The organism is Microvirga aerophila (assembly GCF_003332305.1).
Classification (GTDB): domain Bacteria; phylum Pseudomonadota; class Alphaproteobacteria; order Rhizobiales; family Beijerinckiaceae; genus Microvirga; species Microvirga aerophila.
In genome coordinates this window covers 23,779-40,329 of record NZ_QOIO01000022.1, presented here as the reverse complement: position 1 = coordinate 40,329, position 16,551 = coordinate 23,779, and the positions used below count along the sequence as shown (strand labels likewise).

The 16,551-nt window shown below is 62.6% G+C and carries 16 protein-coding genes and 1 tRNA gene; 10 read left to right on the top strand and 7 right to left on the bottom strand.

Features of this window, described 5'->3' with window-relative positions; genetic code table 11:
- Positions 1–5: 5 nt before the first annotated feature.
- A complete protein-coding gene (locus DRB19_RS13500) occupies positions 6–581 on the bottom strand; it encodes a L,D-transpeptidase (protein WP_114186551.1) in 576 nt (191 codons plus the stop codon).
- Positions 582–797: 216 nt separating this feature from the next.
- On the opposite strand from DRB19_RS13500, the gene dnaG reads away from it, so the two are divergent.
- From dnaG to DRB19_RS13480, 4 genes are all read left to right on the top strand, one after another.
- Positions 798–2,690, top strand: a complete 1,893-nt coding sequence (gene dnaG, locus DRB19_RS13495; RefSeq protein WP_114186550.1) for a DNA primase — start codon at positions 798–800, stop codon at positions 2,688–2,690.
- Positions 2,691–2,882: 192 nt separating this feature from the next.
- The gene (rpoD, locus tag DRB19_RS13490; RefSeq protein WP_114186549.1) at positions 2,883–4,880 is read left to right on the top strand and encodes an RNA polymerase sigma factor RpoD; all 1,998 of its coding nucleotides are present in this window, start codon (positions 2,883–2,885) and stop codon (positions 4,878–4,880) included.
- Positions 4,881–5,252: 372 nt separating this feature from the next.
- A complete protein-coding gene (locus DRB19_RS13485) occupies positions 5,253–5,654 on the top strand; it encodes a CidA/LrgA family protein (RefSeq protein WP_114186548.1) in 402 nt (133 codons plus the stop codon).
- A complete protein-coding gene (locus DRB19_RS13480; RefSeq protein WP_114186547.1) occupies positions 5,647–6,372 on the top strand; it encodes an LrgB family protein in 726 nt (241 codons plus the stop codon). The genes DRB19_RS13485 and DRB19_RS13480 overlap by 8 nt, the downstream gene beginning before the upstream one ends.
- On the opposite strand, the gene DRB19_RS13475 is transcribed toward DRB19_RS13480, so the two are convergent.
- Positions 6,369–7,454, bottom strand: coding sequence for a serine hydrolase domain-containing protein (locus DRB19_RS13475; protein WP_245439492.1), 1,086 nt, complete (start codon positions 7,452–7,454; stop codon positions 6,369–6,371). The two genes, DRB19_RS13480 and DRB19_RS13475, sit on opposite strands and share 4 nt — an antisense overlap.
- Before the next feature lie 252 nt (positions 7,455–7,706).
- Between DRB19_RS13475 and DRB19_RS13470 the strand changes: the two genes are divergently transcribed.
- Positions 7,707–8,183: a YkgJ family cysteine cluster protein gene (locus DRB19_RS13470; protein WP_114186546.1), complete on the top strand. Its 477-nt coding sequence runs from the start codon at positions 7,707–7,709 to the stop codon at positions 8,181–8,183.
- Positions 8,184–8,342: 159 nt separating this feature from the next.
- Positions 8,343–9,566 (top strand): MFS transporter, encoded by a 1,224-nt coding sequence (locus tag DRB19_RS13465; protein ID WP_114186545.1) that lies wholly within the window; start codon positions 8,343–8,345, stop codon positions 9,564–9,566.
- A 42-nt stretch (positions 9,567–9,608) separates the two neighbouring features.
- On the opposite strand, the gene DRB19_RS13460 is transcribed toward DRB19_RS13465, so the two are convergent.
- The gene (locus tag DRB19_RS13460; protein WP_114186544.1) at positions 9,609–10,229 is read right to left on the bottom strand and encodes a TIGR02466 family protein; all 621 of its coding nucleotides are present in this window, start codon (positions 10,227–10,229) and stop codon (positions 9,609–9,611) included.
- A 180-nt stretch (positions 10,230–10,409) separates the two neighbouring features.
- On the opposite strand from DRB19_RS13460, the gene DRB19_RS13455 reads away from it, so the two are divergent.
- Together DRB19_RS13455 and DRB19_RS13450 are read left to right on the top strand one after the other, a co-directional pair.
- Positions 10,410–11,594: an adenylate/guanylate cyclase domain-containing protein gene (locus DRB19_RS13455; RefSeq protein ID WP_245439494.1), complete on the top strand. Its 1,185-nt coding sequence runs from the start codon at positions 10,410–10,412 to the stop codon at positions 11,592–11,594.
- A gap of 211 nt (positions 11,595–11,805) precedes the next feature.
- A tRNA-Ile gene (locus tag DRB19_RS13450) sits at positions 11,806–11,881 on the top strand.
- A gap of 142 nt (positions 11,882–12,023) precedes the next feature.
- Here the strand turns inward: DRB19_RS13450 and DRB19_RS13445 are convergent.
- Both DRB19_RS13445 and DRB19_RS13440 read right to left on the bottom strand, forming a co-directional pair.
- The gene (locus DRB19_RS13445; protein WP_114186543.1) at positions 12,024–12,347 is read right to left on the bottom strand and encodes a hypothetical protein; all 324 of its coding nucleotides are present in this window, start codon (positions 12,345–12,347) and stop codon (positions 12,024–12,026) included.
- Positions 12,348–12,408: 61 nt separating this feature from the next.
- On the bottom strand, positions 12,409–12,840 hold the full coding sequence (locus tag DRB19_RS13440; RefSeq protein WP_114186542.1) for a response regulator: 432 nt from the start codon (positions 12,838–12,840) through the stop codon (positions 12,409–12,411).
- Positions 12,841–13,174: 334 nt separating this feature from the next.
- Between DRB19_RS13440 and DRB19_RS13435 the strand changes: the two genes are divergently transcribed.
- Both DRB19_RS13435 and DRB19_RS29945 read left to right on the top strand, forming a co-directional pair.
- Positions 13,175–13,438, top strand: a complete 264-nt coding sequence (locus tag DRB19_RS13435; protein ID WP_114186541.1) for a CBU_0592 family membrane protein — start codon at positions 13,175–13,177, stop codon at positions 13,436–13,438.
- A gap of 478 nt (positions 13,439–13,916) precedes the next feature.
- Complete coding sequence (locus DRB19_RS29945; RefSeq protein ID WP_162815684.1) at positions 13,917–14,081, top strand: hypothetical protein; 165 nt, start codon at positions 13,917–13,919, stop codon at positions 14,079–14,081.
- Between the two features lie 33 nt (positions 14,082–14,114).
- Here the strand turns inward: DRB19_RS29945 and DRB19_RS13425 are convergent, their stop codons facing one another.
- A complete protein-coding gene (locus DRB19_RS13425; protein WP_114186613.1) occupies positions 14,115–15,164 on the bottom strand; it encodes an L-idonate 5-dehydrogenase in 1,050 nt (349 codons plus the stop codon).
- A gap of 167 nt (positions 15,165–15,331) precedes the next feature.
- On the bottom strand, positions 15,332–16,321 hold the full coding sequence (locus DRB19_RS13420) for a sialic acid TRAP transporter substrate-binding protein SiaP (RefSeq protein ID WP_114186539.1): 990 nt from the start codon (positions 16,319–16,321) through the stop codon (positions 15,332–15,334).
- Positions 16,322–16,551: the final 230 nt, after the last annotated feature.

Genomic DNA, 16,551 nt, shown 5'->3' with positions numbered 1-16,551 from the left:
CGGCGTCAGGGTTTGGGGCGGGCTTCGGAGCGCAGGCGAGGGGTGTCGCCGCCTGCCATGATGCCGGAGGTGAGGGGGTCGAAGCTGGTCAGGCGGCTGTAGTCGCCCCGTGGGCCGTCTGCGCCCGCAAAGCCCGATCCGATGGGCTCCACGCCGACGATCTCGATCTTGGTGCTGGCGGTTCCGGCTTCCGCCACGAGGTTGAACAGGATGCTGGCGTTCATGGGGGCCAGCCGCACGCAGCCATGGGAGGCCGGCATGCCGAGCCGGCCCGTGGCGCGGCTGCCGTGGATGGCGTGGCCCGCATCGGTGAAGAAGATGGAATGCGGCATGGGGGCGTTGTCCCATTCCCGGGAAAAATGCACTTTCGCCAGGCGGGACGGCGCAAAGGCGCCGGTGGGCGTGGCGTAGTCGCCCATGCCGGTGGAGACGGGCCACACGTAGCGCTCCTGCCCGTCCACGGACACGGTCATTCGCTGTTTGGTCTTGTCCACCACGATGGCGATCTCGGCGGCGCTCGCCTGAGACGTCAGGACCAGCGCCGCAAGCGCGGCCGCCGCGAACGCATTCCATCCCCTCATCGGCTGTCCTCCCCGGATTGTTTTAGCGCATGAAAATGGACCGCACAAAGATGACCGCCGAGAACGGCTAAGGTTCCGGCTGCGCCGGCATTCCGTTCCGGGCCGGGGGCGATGCGGCGGGCCTGTGGATTGCGGGCACAGGAAAGCTTTGCCGTTCGTATTATTTCTTCATCGGTCCCGCGCTAGTTTATGCAGCAGGTTTGGAGACACCGCCTCGTGCGCTACCCGCCGCAAGTCCTGGAAGAGATCCGCACCCGGCTGCCGGTTTCGGCCGTGGTGGGAAAGCGCGTGCGTCTGAAAAAAGCCGGGCGGGAATGGAAGGGGCTGTCGCCCTTCAACGCCGAGAAGACCCCGTCCTTCTACGTGAACGACCAGAAGCAGTTCTATCACTGCTTCTCGTCCGGCAAGCACGGGGACATCTTCACGTTCCTGATGGAGACCGAGGGGCTGTCCTTCCCCGAGGCCGTGGAGCGGCTGGCCGGCGAAGCGGGGGTGCCGCTGCCGAAACTCTCCCGGGAGGACCGGGCCGAGGAGGTCAAGCGCAAGAGCCTCTACGACGTGATGGAGCTGGCGGCGGAGTTCTTCGAGGCCTCGCTTCAGGGCCGGTTCGGCGCCAAGGCGCGGGATTATCTCGCCGGGCGCGCCTTAAGCCGGGACACTCAAGTTCGCTTTCGCATCGGCTACGCGCCGCCTGAGCGCTTCGCCCTGCGCGATTTCCTCGCCGGGAAGGACGTGTCCATCGACATGATGGTGGAGGCGGGGCTGCTCTATTCGGGCGAGGACGTGAAGGTGCCCTACGACCGGTTCCGCGACCGGGTCATGTTCCCGATCTGCGACATGCGCGGCCGGGTCATCGCCTTCGGCGGGCGGGCCATGAGCGCGGACGTGTCGGCCAAGTATCTCAACTCGCCGGATACGCCGCTCTTCAACAAGGGGCGGCTCCTCTACAACTATCACCTGGCCCGCCAGCCCGCCCACGACCGAGGGACGGTGATCGCCGTCGAGGGCTATGTGGACGTGATCTCCCTCTCGGTCGCGGGCTTTCCCAACGCGGTCGCGCCCCTGGGCACGGCGCTGACGGAGGACCAGCTCGGGCTGCTCTGGCGCATCGCCGAGGAGCCGATCCTGTGCTTCGACGGGGACAAGGCCGGGCGGCGGGCGGCCTACCGGGCCCTCGACGTGGCCTTGCCGAACCTCACCTCCGGAAAGTCCTTGCGCTTCGCCATCCTGCCCGAGGGACAGGACCCGGACGATCTCGCCCGCTCCGGAGGCCCGGCCGCTATCGAGCGGGTGATCGGCAGCGCGCGGCCCCTGGTGGACATCCTGTGGAGCCGGGAGATGGAGGCGGGTCCCCTCGATACGCCGGAACGCCGGGCCGGATTGGAGCAGCGGCTGCGCGAATCACTGGGGCTGATTCGCGACGACACCCTGAAACGGTACTACCGGGAGGAGATGGAAACCCGCATCGCGGCCCTTAATCCCGATGCCCGGGGCGGGCGCTTCAACCGCCAGGCCGGCGGGCAGAGGCGGGACCGCCGGGGCCCCGCGCCGACTCTGCCAAGCTCCCGTCTCAGCGTGAGCCCGCTCCTGGCCCGCAGCCCGCTTTTTACCGGCAGTTCCCTGGAAAGTCCCCGGGAGGCGGTGATCCTGTGCGCGTTCCTGGTGCACCCGGAATTGCTGAATCAGCACGCGGAAACCCTTGTGGAGCTTGAATTTGAGGGCAAGACCTCCCAAGTCCTGCGCAGGATGCTCCTCGACGGGGCGGCAAGCGGTGAGCCTGCCGATCCTGGCGTCATGCAGGCCCGCCTCGAGCGGGCCGGCCTGGCCCAGCCCGCCGAGCGGCTGATGGCTCTGGTGCGGCCCGGGGATCGGTGGATGCTCGATCCGCACGCGGATTCGTTGCGGCTTGAGGACGCATTGAGACAAGCCATCACCTTGCATCGCCGCGCCCGCACGTTACATAGCGAGCTTCGGGCTGCTGAACGCGCGCTCGCCGAAGAGGACAATGAGGCCAATCTCGCCTGGCTGCGAGAGGTCCAAAACCAGCTGTCCTCCGTCGAGGGTGCCGAGGCCGACCTGGACAACTCCGTTGTCCACCGCGACCACTGACCTTCGGGCAGGGGCGCGGCAAGGGTGGAGCGCTGCGGTTTGAGCAGGGGATGGTTAACGGTTAGTCAAGCGACTCACTGTTTTATGTTTGGGAACGAGATTCGGGTGGCCGGAGCGATCAGCTTTGCCGCCCATTCGCGCATTATCGGTCTTCGCGAGAGGTCCGGTGGGGCGCCGGAGTAGAGCAACAGCATGGCGACCAAGACAACCGAACGGGACGAAGGCGAGACCGCGGCTCCGGAGCAACAGAGCGACGGGCCTCTTCTCGACCTGAGCGATGCCGCCGTTAAACGGATGATCAAGCTCGCGAAGAAGCGCGGCTATGTCACTTACGATGAGCTGAACGAGGTGCTTCCTTCCGAGGAGTTCTCCTCGGAGCAGATCGAGGACGTGCTTGGCCAGCTGTCCGAGCTGGGCATCAACGTGGTCGAGGCGGAAGAGGCGGACGAGAACCAGCCGGCCGAGGCCGAGGAGGAAGAGCCCGAAGGCAACGACCTCGTCGAGACCTCCCAGACCCGCGCGGTGGCAGTGCGCGAGACCACCGCCAAGGAGCCGACCGACCGCACCGACGACCCGGTGCGCATGTACCTGCGCGAGATGGGCTCGGTCGAGCTTCTGTCCCGCGAGGGCGAAATCGCCATCGCCAAGCGCATCGAGGCTGGCCGCGAGGCCATGATCGCAGGGCTCTGCGAGAGCCCGCTCACCTTCCAGGCCATCATCATCTGGCGCGACGAGCTCGTCGAGGGCCGGGTGCTCCTGCGCGACATCATCGATCTCGAGGCCACCTATGCGGGCCCGGACGGCAAGGGCGCGCCCAAGGTGGACGAGCTCGGCGACGGCGAGGAAGAGCCTGCCGCCGCGCAGGAGGGTGACGAGCCCGCCCCGCCCGAAGGCGACCTCGACGATGACGACATGGAGAACAACGTGTCGCTCTCGGCCATGGAAGCCGAGCTGAAGCCGCGGGTTCTCGAAACCTTCGACTCCATCGCCGACAACTACAAGAAGCTGCGCCGCCTGCAGGTCGAGCATGTGGAACAGCGCATGCAGAACAAGCAGCTGACCCCGGCCCAGGAGCGCAAGTACCGCGAGCTCAAGGCCGACATCGTGGCCTCCGTGAAGTCGTTGTCGCTCAACAACAACCGCATCGAGGCCCTGGTCGAGCAGCTCTACGACATCAACAAGCGCCTCATCTCCCATGAGGGCCGCCTGATGCGCCTGGCCGAAAGCCACGGCGTCGGCCGGGAGGACTTCCTCAAGCACTACCAGGGCTGGGAGCTCGACCCCAAATGGGTCCTGCGCATCTCCAAGCTCGGCGGCAAGGGCTGGAAGGATTTCGTCGCCAAGGCCAAGGACGGCATCCACGACCTGCGCGAGCAGATCCACAACCTGGCGAGCGAGACGGGCCTGGAGATCCAGGAATTCCGCCGCATCGTCATGATGGTGCAGAAGGGCGAGCGCGAGGCGCGCCAGGCCAAGAAGGAAATGATCGAGGCGAACCTGCGCCTCGTGATCTCCATCGCCAAGAAGTACACGAACCGCGGCCTCCAGTTCCTGGACCTGATCCAGGAGGGCAATATCGGCCTCATGAAGGCGGTTGATAAGTTCGAGTACCGGCGCGGCTACAAGTTCTCCACCTACGCCACCTGGTGGATCCGGCAGGCGATCACCCGCTCGATCGCCGATCAGGCCCGCACGATCCGCATTCCGGTGCACATGATCGAGACGATCAACAAGATCGTCCGCACCTCGCGCCAGATGCTGCACGAGATCGGCCGCGAGCCGACCCCGGAGGAGCTGGCCGAGAAGCTCGCCATGCCGCTGGAGAAGGTCCGCAAGGTCCTCAAGATCGCCAAGGAGCCGATCTCCCTCGAAACGCCGATCGGCGACGAGGAGGATTCACACCTCGGCGACTTCATCGAGGACAAGAACGCGATCCTGCCGATCGACGCGGCGATCCAGTCGAACCTGCGCGAGACCACCACCCGCGTGCTGGCCTCGCTCACGCCCCGCGAGGAGCGCGTCCTGCGCATGCGCTTCGGCATCGGCATGAACACGGACCACACCCTCGAAGAGGTCGGCCAGCAATTCTCGGTCACCCGCGAGCGTATCCGCCAGATCGAGGCCAAGGCGTTGCGCAAGCTGAAGCACCCGTCGCGGAGCCGGAAGCTCCGGAGCTTCCTGGACAACTAAGAGAATTGAAAGGCGGCCTCCGGGTCGCCTTTTTCTTAGGAGCAGCTAAACTTTCCGAGGCAGACGCTTGGACAAGGAAACCTTTGAAGCGTGGTATGACGGGGCTGATCATAGCATTGCTCTCACATCTCTGAGCGAAGTCACGCGGTTGCGAGCAATCGGAGGCTGGTTGAAAGAGCCCGTCTTTCTCCATCGGATCCAGTCCGAGTCCCTTGAGACCGCTGTAGAGATTCATGAAGCGATGATGGACTGGGACAATTTCCATGCCCACGTGGATGTCGTCGAGAGCTGTCCAACATGTAAGGTTCGCTATTTCCCGCGGCGAACAACTTCATGTCCCAACTGCGGCAGCAACCCTGAAGTCGTACCTGCATGATCCCAAGCCTGACCATCATCCTGCTCTGCCAGCTTCTCGGCGAGGCCGTTACACGCGGTCTCGGCTGGCTTGTGCCCGGGCCCGTGCTCGGGATGGTGTTCCTGCTGATTTTCCTGGGCCTGCGCGACCGCATCAGGGCGAAGCTTCCGGAATTCGGTAAGACGCTGGATTCCACCGGCAAGGGATTGCTCGCGCACCTGTCGCTCCTGTTCATTCCGGCCAGCGTCGGCGTCGTTCAAAGGCTCGACGTGGTGGCGCAGTACGGGCTTGGTCTCGTGGTTGCCCTCGTGGTTTCGACCTTCGTCACCCTTGTCGTGACAGTGGTGACCTTCGTGGTCGTGTCGCGGCTCAGTGGTTCATCCATCGAGACTGAACGGCAGGGCGCGACCCATGACTGATCCGTCCTTCTCGCTCTGGGTCTATCTTTCGCAAAGCCCGCTGCTCTGGCTCACGGTCACGCTTGCGGCCTATGTGATTGCTGATCGCATCTCGATGACGTTTCGTCGGCACCCCTTGTGCAATCCCGTCCTGATGTCCGTTGTAACGGTTGCGCTTGTGCTCTGGGCGACGGGCACGTCCTATCCGGTCTATTTCGAAGGCGCGAAGTTCGTGCATTTCCTGCTCGGCCCCGCCACCGTCGCGCTTGCCATTCCGCTGTATGAGAACCGGCGCGTGGTGCTGCGCGCCATCCTGCCCATGATGGTGGCGCTCGTCTTCGGGTCCGTGACGGCGATTGTTTCAGCCGTCTGGGTTGCCGAGCTTTTCGGCATGCCCGAGACCATCCTCATATCGCTCGCGCCCAAATCGGTCACCGCTCCAGTCGGCATGGGCATCACCGAGACGCTGGGCGGCGATCCGGCCCTCACGGCGATCCTGATCATGCTCACCGGCGTCATCGGCTCCATCATGGTCACGCCGCTCATGAACGCGTTGCGCATGAAGGACTGGCGGGCCCGCGGCTTTGCGGTGGGACTGGCGTCGCACGGGATCGGCACCGCCAGAGCGTTCCAGGTCAACTCCCTTGCGGGAACCTTCGCGGGCATCGCCATGGGGCTCAATGCGCTCGTCACCGCGCTCCTGCTGCCCTTCGTGCTGCGGCTTTTGACAGCTGACTAGTTCACGTTCGTGGACGCGGCGTTCAGGCCTGCAACTGCCGGAATGATGGCATCCGTCAGGAGAGCGTGAAGCTGGTCCCTGTAGCCGCCCTGTCGCGACGGCTGCGTCGAATTTGACGTCATGACGACCGTGAGGCCAAGGCTCGGCGCCACATAGAGCATCTGCCCGCCATAGCCCCAGGCGTAATAGACCGGATGCCCGCGCACGTCCTTGATGAACCAGCCGTAGCCGTAAGCATCGCCGGTGAAGGGCGAAGCCGTGCGCGGTGTCCAGGATTCCTTGATCCAGCTTTCCGGCACGACCCGCTTGCCGTCGATCGTTCCGCCAAGGCGATACATCTCCCCGAAGCGCAGGAGCGCGCGTGGCGAGAGGGCCATTTCGTTGCCGCCGAGGAAGATGCCCTGCGGATCGCGGGTCCAGGGCGGAACCGTGATGTCGAGAGGTTCGCCGAGCCAGTCGCGGGCAAGCTCGAGAGTGCTGCGCTTCGACGCCCGAGTCAGGATCGCGGACAACAGATGCGTGCTGCCGGTGGAGTAGAGCATCCGCCCGCCAGGCTCGTCGACGAACGGCCGCGACAGCGCATCGCGCACCCAGTTGCCGCTGCTGATCCAGGAGCCGTAGTTTCGGCCCGAAGTCCGCTCCAGCCCGGCCTGCATGGAGAGCAGGTTGCCGACGGTGATCGCGCCGACCCGCTCGTCGGCTTCCTTGGGAATGCTCGCTTGCAGAACGCTGCCGATGGGCTGATCGACCCCGTTCAGGATTTTCCTCTCGATGGCGATCCCGACAAGGGCCGACATGATGGTCTTTGACGCGGACTTGATGTTCACGGCCCGGTCGAGCGCGGGCCCGCGAAAGACCTGTTCGGTCACGACGCTCCCATTGTGGGACACGATCAACGCATGAAGGTTTTCAAGGGTTCTCGCCTGCTCGACCGCCTTGTCGATCAACGCCATGTCAGGCTGGGAGGCAGCGTGCGCCTGAACTCCCGGCAGCGGGGCCGCCATGGCCCCGAAGGCCGATCCATGCATGGCGACGAGCAGGACGCCGACGGTCTGGCGGGCGAAGCGAAGGATCGAATTCATGCAGTTGGGCGATTCCGTTCGAACTTCACCGAGATGGTAAGGATCGACGGAACGGCAATGCACCGCACGGGATTGTGACGGATGAGCGCGGCTTCACAACAACCGTCGTCAGGCTGCCGCCCGACGCCGACATTCCGGCGCAGGCGGGAAGCTGTTGAAACCGCCGGTCGCAGAGAGGTTCGTCAGGCTCGGTCTCTTGAAAGAGTGTGTCAGGCCCCCATGATACCCTGATCGGGTCGGAAGGGAGTGCGCATGGCCGAAAAAGTCATCAAGGACGATCAGCCTCGCGTCTATTTCGACTGCAACAAGTGCCCGGCTTTCTGCTGCTCCGTTTACGAGCGCGTCGGCGTCAACAAGCGTGACATCAACAGGCTGGCAAAGCATTTCGGCGTCTCGCCCGAGGAGGCGACGCAACGCTACACGGCCGACTACGAGGGCGAGCGCGTCCTGAAGAAGGTGAAGGACGTCATCTTCGAGAAGACCTGCGAGTTCCTCGACCAGAAGACCCGCGGCTGCACCGTCTATCATGCGAGGCCTACGGTCTGCCGGTCCTATCCCAACCGCTCGCGCTGCGCCTATTACGACCTCATGCGCTTCGAGCGCATCCAGCAGGGCGACGAGAGCGTCGTGCCCCAGATCAAGATCACGTTCCACGAGGTTGAGGAGGAGACGGCCGATTACGCGGACGGGCCCGAGCGCGTCTACGAATGGGACGAGAAGGAGCGCTAAAGGCCTGCGGTCGCCCGTTCTGTTCCGATCCGGCGGGATGTCCGCCTCACAACCCAGCTTTGCAGCACGAGGTGGAGATCGAGCAGCAGTTCTGGTCTATAGACAACCAGCAAGTGCTTAGTTTGCCGGCATCAAGACCGGCTGCCGGAAAAGACGCCAATGGACACCAGATCGCCTGCCCTGACCGCCGCCCCGCAGAACGTGGCCGAGAGGGTTGCCGTTCCGGTCCTGGCCGCCGTAAGCGTTTCGCATCTCCTGAACGACCTGATCCAGTCGCTGCTTCCGGCGATCTATCCGATCCTGAAGGAGTCGTTCCGGCTCGATTTCGGGCAGATCGGGCTTCTGACCCTGACGTTCCAGATCACCGCGTCGCTCCTCCAGCCCGTCGTCGGTTACTACACCGACAGGAGGCCGCGCCCGTTCTCCCTGGTGGTGGGCATGGGGTTCTCCCTGGTGGGCCTGCTGATCCTCTCGCAGGCCCATACCTTTCCGATGCTGCTTCTGGGCGCGGCTCTGGTGGGCCTGGGCTCGTCCGTGTTCCATCCGGAATCGTCGCGCGTCGCCCGGATGGCGTCCGGAGGCCAGCATGGGATGGCGCAATCAGTCTTCCAGGTCGGCGGCAATGCCGGCACGGCCATCGGGCCGCTGCTGGCGGCTTTCATCGTCGTTCCCATGGGGCAGCCCAGCATCGCGTGGTTCTCGATCGTCGCCCTGCTGGCGATGATCATCCTGTTCAACGTGGGGCGCTGGTATCAGGCGAAGCTCGTCGCCCTGAAGGACAAGTCGCGGCCGGAGGCTGTCAAGCCTGTGCATTCGCGGAAACGCATCGCCTGGGCGATCACGATCCTCATGCTGCTCGTCTTCTCGAAGAACTTCTACACGGCCAGCATCACGAGCTACTTCACGTTCTATCTCATGGCGAAGTTTCAGCTCACGGTTCAGGATGCGCAGGTCTACCTCTTCGTGTTCCTGGGCGCCATCGCGGCCGGCACGGTTCTGGGCGGGCCGATCGGCGACAGGATCGGGCGCAAATACGTGATCTGGATCTCGATCCTCGGCGTGTTGCCGTTCACCCTGGCTCTGCCCTACGCCAACCTGTTCTGGACCGGGGTGCTGAGCATCGTGATCGGCCTGATCCTGTCCTCGGCGTTCTCAGCCATCCTGGTCTATGCGACGGAACTCGTGCCCGGCCGGGTGGGCGTGATCTCGGGCCTGTTCTTCGGCCTCTCGTTCGGCATGGGAGGGCTCGGAGCCGCGCTGTTGGGCGAGCTGGCCGACAAGACCAGTATCGAGACCGTCTATCACGTCTGCTCCTTCCTCCCGGCCATCGGCCTGCTGACCTACTTCCTGCCGCACGAGAAGCCGAAGGGCCGCGAGGGCTGAGGCGTTCTGAGCGGCCTTTCGGCGATGGGCGGAACGCTTCGGTTACTGCCAGTTGTAATTGAAGCTGATGCTGATGCGCTCGCTCTCCGCCTCGTTCACCGGAACTTCGTGGCGCAGCCAGCTTTCCCACAACAGCACGGTGCCGGGATTGGGCTTCATATAGGCGAATTGCCGGTTCTCGGGCTTGGCCTTCGCCTTGCGGGGCGGGGCCGCCATCATGAAGCCGAGACGCGGATCCTCGAGCTTGAGGGCGCTCGCCCCCTCCGGAACCGTCACGTAGTAGGTGCCGCTCACCACCGAATGTGGGTGGATGTGCGAGGTGTGGACGCCGCCTGGTGGTAGAATGTTGATCCAGAGGCTGTCGATGACGAGCTTGCGGCCCTTGAGGTCGAATTCGAGCTCCTTGGCGTAGGCCGTCACATGGGCGTTGAGGGCCTTCAGCAACTCGCCGAACACCGGCACCCGCCAGGGCAGGTCGTTGAGCGACGCGTAGGAGGTGTAGCCCGGATAGCTGTTCTTCGCGCACCAGCGCTGGCCGGCCTCGTCGTCCTCGGCAATGGACAGGCAGGCCGCCTCAAGCTCGGCATTGAGGCGCTCGGCCCTGTCGCCGGCGAGTTCCGCGCGGTAGATCTTGGTGACGAAAAGAGTATCAATTTGTGCCATGGCTGGGATCTAGCGCATTTTCAGGCAAGGTGAAAACCAACTTTCCGCCTGAAAATGCGAGCATGACCACCTGCCGGGTTTTTCCGGGCCCATCGTTTCAAGCGGCTTGCAGCAGCAATGGACACCACCCACCTTGGCCTTATGCAGCCATCCCCCGACTCCCGGACCCCTTCGCTCGACATGCTCGGCCTCGCCCGGAGCCTCGACCAGGAAACCCTTTCGCGCGTCATTGCCCTTCGGGACTGGCTGACCACGACCGGCTCCCGGATGGACGACCCGAATGCGGTCATGACCGGGTTCATCGAGAGGCTGATCGAGCTTGGCCTTCCCATCGATCGGGCCGCATCGGCCATCGAGGCCCTTCACTCCGAATATGCCGGGATCGGCCGGTTCTGGACCCCCGGGGAGGGGACGGTGGTGCGTTACCTGCCCCATGGCGAGCGGCGCGAGGCCGTCTACCAGGCAAGTCCCTTCGCGTATGTAAGCAAGACCGGGGAATGGCTCTTTCTCGATCTGAATGAGACGCCGGATGATCTCTTCCCGATCCTTCCGGAGCTCAAGTCGGCCGGCTTTCGCCACTACCTCGTGGTCCCGATCCATTTCATCAATGGAGCCGAGAACGGCATCTCCTTCGCGACCAGGTCGGCGAAAGGATTCGACGACCGGGCGCTGACCATCCTGCGTCTCGTCATGCCGTCCTTTGCGCTCGTAACGGAGCTGCGCGCCACGAGCAGCCGGCTCGACGAGGTGCTGCGCATCTACGTGGGAGACGAGCCGCACCGGGCCATCCTGTCGGGCGCGATCCAGCGCGGGCAGGTCACGCGCATCCGTTCGGCCATCCTGTTCGCGGATATGCGTGAATATACGCGCATCTCCTCGACCCTGAGCCCGGAAAGCGCCGTCGAACTCCTGAACGACTACTTCGACTGCCTCGTGCCGCCCATCGAGGATGAAGGCGGGGAGGTGCTGAAATACCTGGGCGACGGCCTGCTGGCCATCGTTCGGGACCGGGGCGACGATACGGGCGGCGCGCCCCAAGCCGCCCTGTCGGCCGCCAACAAGGCTTTGCGCCGCATCCAGGCGGCCAACAACGAGGGACGCTTCCCCGTGCCGATCAGCATCGGCATCGCGCTGCATCATGGGGATGCGGCCTATGGCAATGTGGGATCGGGCCAGCGCCTGGATTTCACGGTGATCGGGCGCGACGTCAATCTGGCCAGCCGCATCGCGGACCTGAACAAGCGCCTGGGCGAGCCTCTCCTGATGTCGAAGTCCTTCGTCGAGCATCTTTGGGGCGATCCGACGCCCCTGGGGCTTCATGCGGTCGAAGGCTTCGAGGACAAGATCGAGATCTTCAGGCCCTGATCCGGGAGGGTCAGGGTTCACCCGGCGCTCGCTGGGTGTTCCGGCCAGTCGGGGTGACCGTCGCTGGCTTTCCCAGGGGCTGGTCCTGGGCAAAAGCGGCTTGACGGATGCTCTTATGTGCCACAAGAACAGAGGCGGCTCGAAGCAAACCGTCATGGAAGGGGACAAACACCCCTTTGCCGCGAGACCCAAATCCTCGCCTTCCTTGGAAGGGCCTGTAGCTCAATGGTTAGAGCCGGCCGCTCATAACGGTCTGGTTCCCGGTTCGAGTCCGGGCGGGCCCACCATTCGCCAAGGTCCTGAAGGCAATCCTTATATTTCCCCTCTCGCGCCTTGCGCATCATGGCAATCGTCGCCACTCATTTCCTCCGAGCAATCGCATCGGCCGGGTTCTTCATACGGTCCCATGGCACAGCCGGAGAGGCGCGCCTACTGCTCGGTGAAGAAGGTCAGCACGACCTTGCCCTTGTCGCTGACAAGGCAGACGAAGCGGTTCGGCTTGTCGCTCTTTTCGCGCTGGAGATAGGCCTCGCCCATGATCACCATACGGATCGGCGTATCCTCGACCCTCGTGTTCGCCTTGGAGATGGCGAGGGACTCCATGTCGAACGTCAGGTGTTCGATTGACGGCGACCGCTCCTTGAGGGCTGTCAATCCGGAGAGGCGACACGCTTCGACCTCGGCAGGCACCTGAGCAAGGGCCGAGGAGGTCATCAAGAATGTACATCCAAGAACGGCGAGTACAAAGCGCATAACTTTCTCCCTTCGAGTGACAATGCGACGGCCCCTGCCACAGCGGGTCCGATGCTGGCTGCTACGAGAATGACCTTCCTTGCGCCGCACGGTGGAGTTCCTGGATCAGGTGCGGCAACCGGTAGGGCTTGGCAAGAAACGCCGCCCCTGCGGGAATGCGATCTCCATGGCACCTTCGCGAGCGGCCCGACGCAAAAACGACCGAAAGTCCGGGCTGTGCCCTGAGGGCCCGCTGGGCGAGGTCACACCCATCCCGACCGCCCAGGTCGATATCGGTGAACAGGACGTCAATCGCCTCTTGAGCAAGGATGACTTCGGCCTCCTCGGCACTGGCGGCGGTCAGGACCGCAAACCCAGCCTCGTCCAAGGCCTCGGCTGCTAAAGCGCCAATCATCAGGTCGTCCTCAACGACGAGAACACGGCTGCGGCCTGGTTCATGGAGCGGGCACTCATGCTGAGCGGCTCGACTCCACAGAGATGCGATCGGGATCATGCGGGGGCCCTTCCTTCGGGAGTTCGCTTGGTTAACCTCGAACTCGAACGGAGTGTTCACGGCCGAAAGCGCCTTCCGCGCAGCATGGTGAGCAATCCGTTAACAGCCCATCATGCGGGCTCGCGGAGCTGTTGGCGTGAACCGTCGAGACGCCAAGCGCATTGCAAACGCAGACTGCGTGATCGGCAGGTTGCAGGCATGATCCTCGGCAAGGCCCACAGGCACACCGGCAGCCTGTACAGAATTTCGGCCGTGCGAGCTTAGGCTTCGCGTCGTCCTTTATGAAACGGGCCACAACGAAGTATGGTCTTCCGCAGATCAAACGGGGACGTTCATGAGCATAGCTGATTTTATCGGGCTGATTGGTGTCGCGGCCTATCTGTCAGCCTATGGCCTGCTGCAACTGGGCATACTGAAGGTCGAGGATGACCGCTATGCATTGCTCAACGGGATCGGCGCCATTGCCATTCTCTATTCGCTGATCTTTGACTTCAATCTGCCGTCATTCATTACTCAAGCCGCGTGGCTGATCTTTACGATCATCGGCTATGTGCGCTCGCGCTCTCGCCGGAGGCTTTCGAAAGGCGCGAACACCTGACTGCGAGCCTGATATGTCCGATGAGCGCCTTGATGGAGTGACCTCTACCTAAGCCAGGGACGTTCCGGGCGGCGGCCCCTCAAAGCAGCGACACAGGTGCTTTTCGCACACGAGTCCGTCCTCGATCAGGACTTGAGACGCCTTCTCCTCTGCGCACCGAGCCTCGATCATCTGCAACACAAGCAATTCTGCTAACGATCGTGTTGAAAAGCCTGCCTTGAAATGGTCGTCGCAAAACACCATCCAGACACTCCCGATGAGGGAGATCCTGTAGGTCGCATGGGAGTAAGGGGAGGGCGTCATCAATGTTTAGCCACGCTGCTTTTTGGCTAAGACCGCCGGAGGCAATGGGACTGCCGCCAGTGGTGACCCTATCGCCAAGCCGTAGAAATCGAGTAAACCGACGAATATGAAAAAATGCAAGTCTGCTCAATGCTGTGACAATGGATACAACGCCCAGAACGGGGCGCTGTTTGGAATGGTCGTCGTCCCCCTGCACCAGGTTTATCACGCCCTCACGCAACAGATCCCCGAGAACATCCTCGCGCATGTTCTCAGCGAATGGGCGGCCTTTGCCATGGGTGGCGCGGCCTTGTTCGCTGCCGCTTCAGCCGTCTGCAATCTGTTCAGCCGGAGCAAGTAATTCCTATAAACCCACGCGTGGATGCAGACCCATTCAGGAGGCGGTCAGCACAACCTTCACGCTTTGGGACCGATCGAGAGCCAAGTGGAATCCTTCCAACGCTTCTGACAATGGGCGCTGGGACGTGACGATCGAGAGAACGTCGATCTTTCCATCATCGATGAGGCGAACGGCGTGTTCGAACTCCTCCCCGAACCGGAATGATCCCATCAGATCGATTTCCTTGGCCATAATCATGTTGGCCGGCACCGGAATCGCCCCTCCGGGCAAGTTGCCGATTTGAACGACCGTGCCACCGCGACGAACGTTTGAAATCGCTGATGTGAGCCCGGCAGCCGTTCCAGAAATCTCGAAAGCAACATCAAACGGCCGTTCGGCCGCAAGGGCCTTGAGGTCATTCTCACCAGCCGAGATATCGATGATGTGATCAGCGCCAAGACGCTTTGCGAAAGCAAGGGGAGCGCTCATGAGGTCAACAACTGCGATCTCCGACATTCCAGCCTGCCGGGCTACCAGCAGTGTCAGAAGGCCAATCGGCCCGGCGCCAAAGATGATGCCTCGCTTTCCTTCCACCACGCTTGCTCGCTTCACCGCGTGAAGGCAGACCGCTAGTGGCTCCGCGAGGGCCGCAGCAGCGATCGGTGTGTTGCCTGAGACCTTGATGCACTGCGCCGGAACAGCGTCGAAGTAAGTCGCGAACCCGCCTTGCATATGGGGCTTCTTTGATGCCGATCCCATGAAGTAGATGTTTTCGCACAAGTTCGGGCGGCCCTCCAGGCAACGCGGACACTTGCCGCACCACCGCGAAGGATTGACCGCAACTCGATCACCGACCGCCAAGCTGGAAGCATCGCCGGAGATCTCGACGATCTCGCCCGCGATCTCATGGCCGAGAACCAAAGGCGTCTCCACGACAAAGTCGCCGGTTCGGCCATGCCTGAAGTAGTGCATATCGGACCCACAGATCCCGCCTGCTCGAAAACGCACGCGCACCATTCCAGGTGGCAGCGGCTTGAGAGGTTCCTCCACCATGCGAAGATCTTGCGCTCCAAACAACGTTGCAGAAAGAGCAGTTGTGGTCACTTCGCTACTCCCATCGATTGCAGCAGTCAGAACAACAATCCCGGAATGTTCCATGGTCTCGCTGTCGGCCAACCCTCCGGACTTGTTGCGGAATGGTGGAGCCAGCCGACGTCTATCGGTCGTTGCCCTGCCAGGAGAAACGAGCCTCTGGCAGGGCAGCGGTATGTTTACAAAGCAGGTTCGCTTTTGATCGCCTGGATTTTATCGTAATCCGACTTGCGGTACCCGAAGGACTCGAACGTGACGCTCTTCAGGACATTCTGCTTGAAGTCCTCCTTGTCGACCTCGGTAACCGTCAGTCCCTTGTCCTTGAAGAAGCCGACCAGTTCCTTTTCCTTGGCGATGATTTCAGCGCTCGCCCGTGCGGCAGCCTCTTGGGCGACTTCCGAGAAGATCTTCTTGTCTTCGTCGGAGAGCTTCTTCCAAAGAATGGAGGACACCACGGTGTTCAGGTGATCCACGATGTGCCCGGTCAGGGCTATGTGTTTCTGCACCTCATAGAACTTCTTGGCCTCAATCGTCGTGAGGGGGTTCTCCTGAGCCTCGACGGTTCCGTTCTGGAGCGCAAGATATACCTCCGCAAAGGCGATGGGACTCGTGTTCGCGCCACAAGCACGGGGCATCGCCAAATAGGCGGGCACGTCTGGGACACGGATCTTCAAGCCCTTCATGTCGGCGCAGGCCTTGATGGGCTTGTTCGACGATGTGTGACGCGCTCCATAGTAGGTCACTGCGAGGATCTGGTGCCCGGTCTTGTCCGAGTAACCCTTGGCGAGCTCCTTGAACACGTCGCTCTTGGTGTAGGCCAGGAGGTGGTTCGCGTCACGGAAAACGTATGGGTAGTAGGTGATGCCAATAGGCGGAGAGCTGCGCGCTGCGAAGCTGGAGCCTGAGACGATGATGTCCACGGATCCGAGGGACAGGCCTTGATTGAGGTCGGTTTCCTTGCCCAGCTGGGACGCCGGATAGACATCAGCCTGGTAGCGGTTGTTCGTGCGTTTCGCGAGTTCCTGCGCGGCCCAGACGGATTGCGTGTGGAACGGCTCCGACGTTTCGTAGACGTGCGCCCATTTCAGCTTCGTTTGGGCCTGAGCCGCCCCTCCTGTGATCGCGATGCCTAGCGCGGCCGTTACAAGTGCTGACCATTTCAGTGTCATCTTTGTTTCCTCCTTTGGATCTTGTGTGCAGTTCTGGCAGATCGTCCGCTCGGCTGCGAAGCTCGGGCATGACCCAGCCTGTCGGGCGGTACGGCGTTGCGAGCTCGCTGAAACCTCATGAGAAGCACTCGTGAGATCGCCCTAAATGATGTCTCATTGCACCGCGGATGCTTTCAGGATCGCTGTTCGCGATGGAAGTCGCAGATTACCTTTTTGTTGCACGGTGCGCG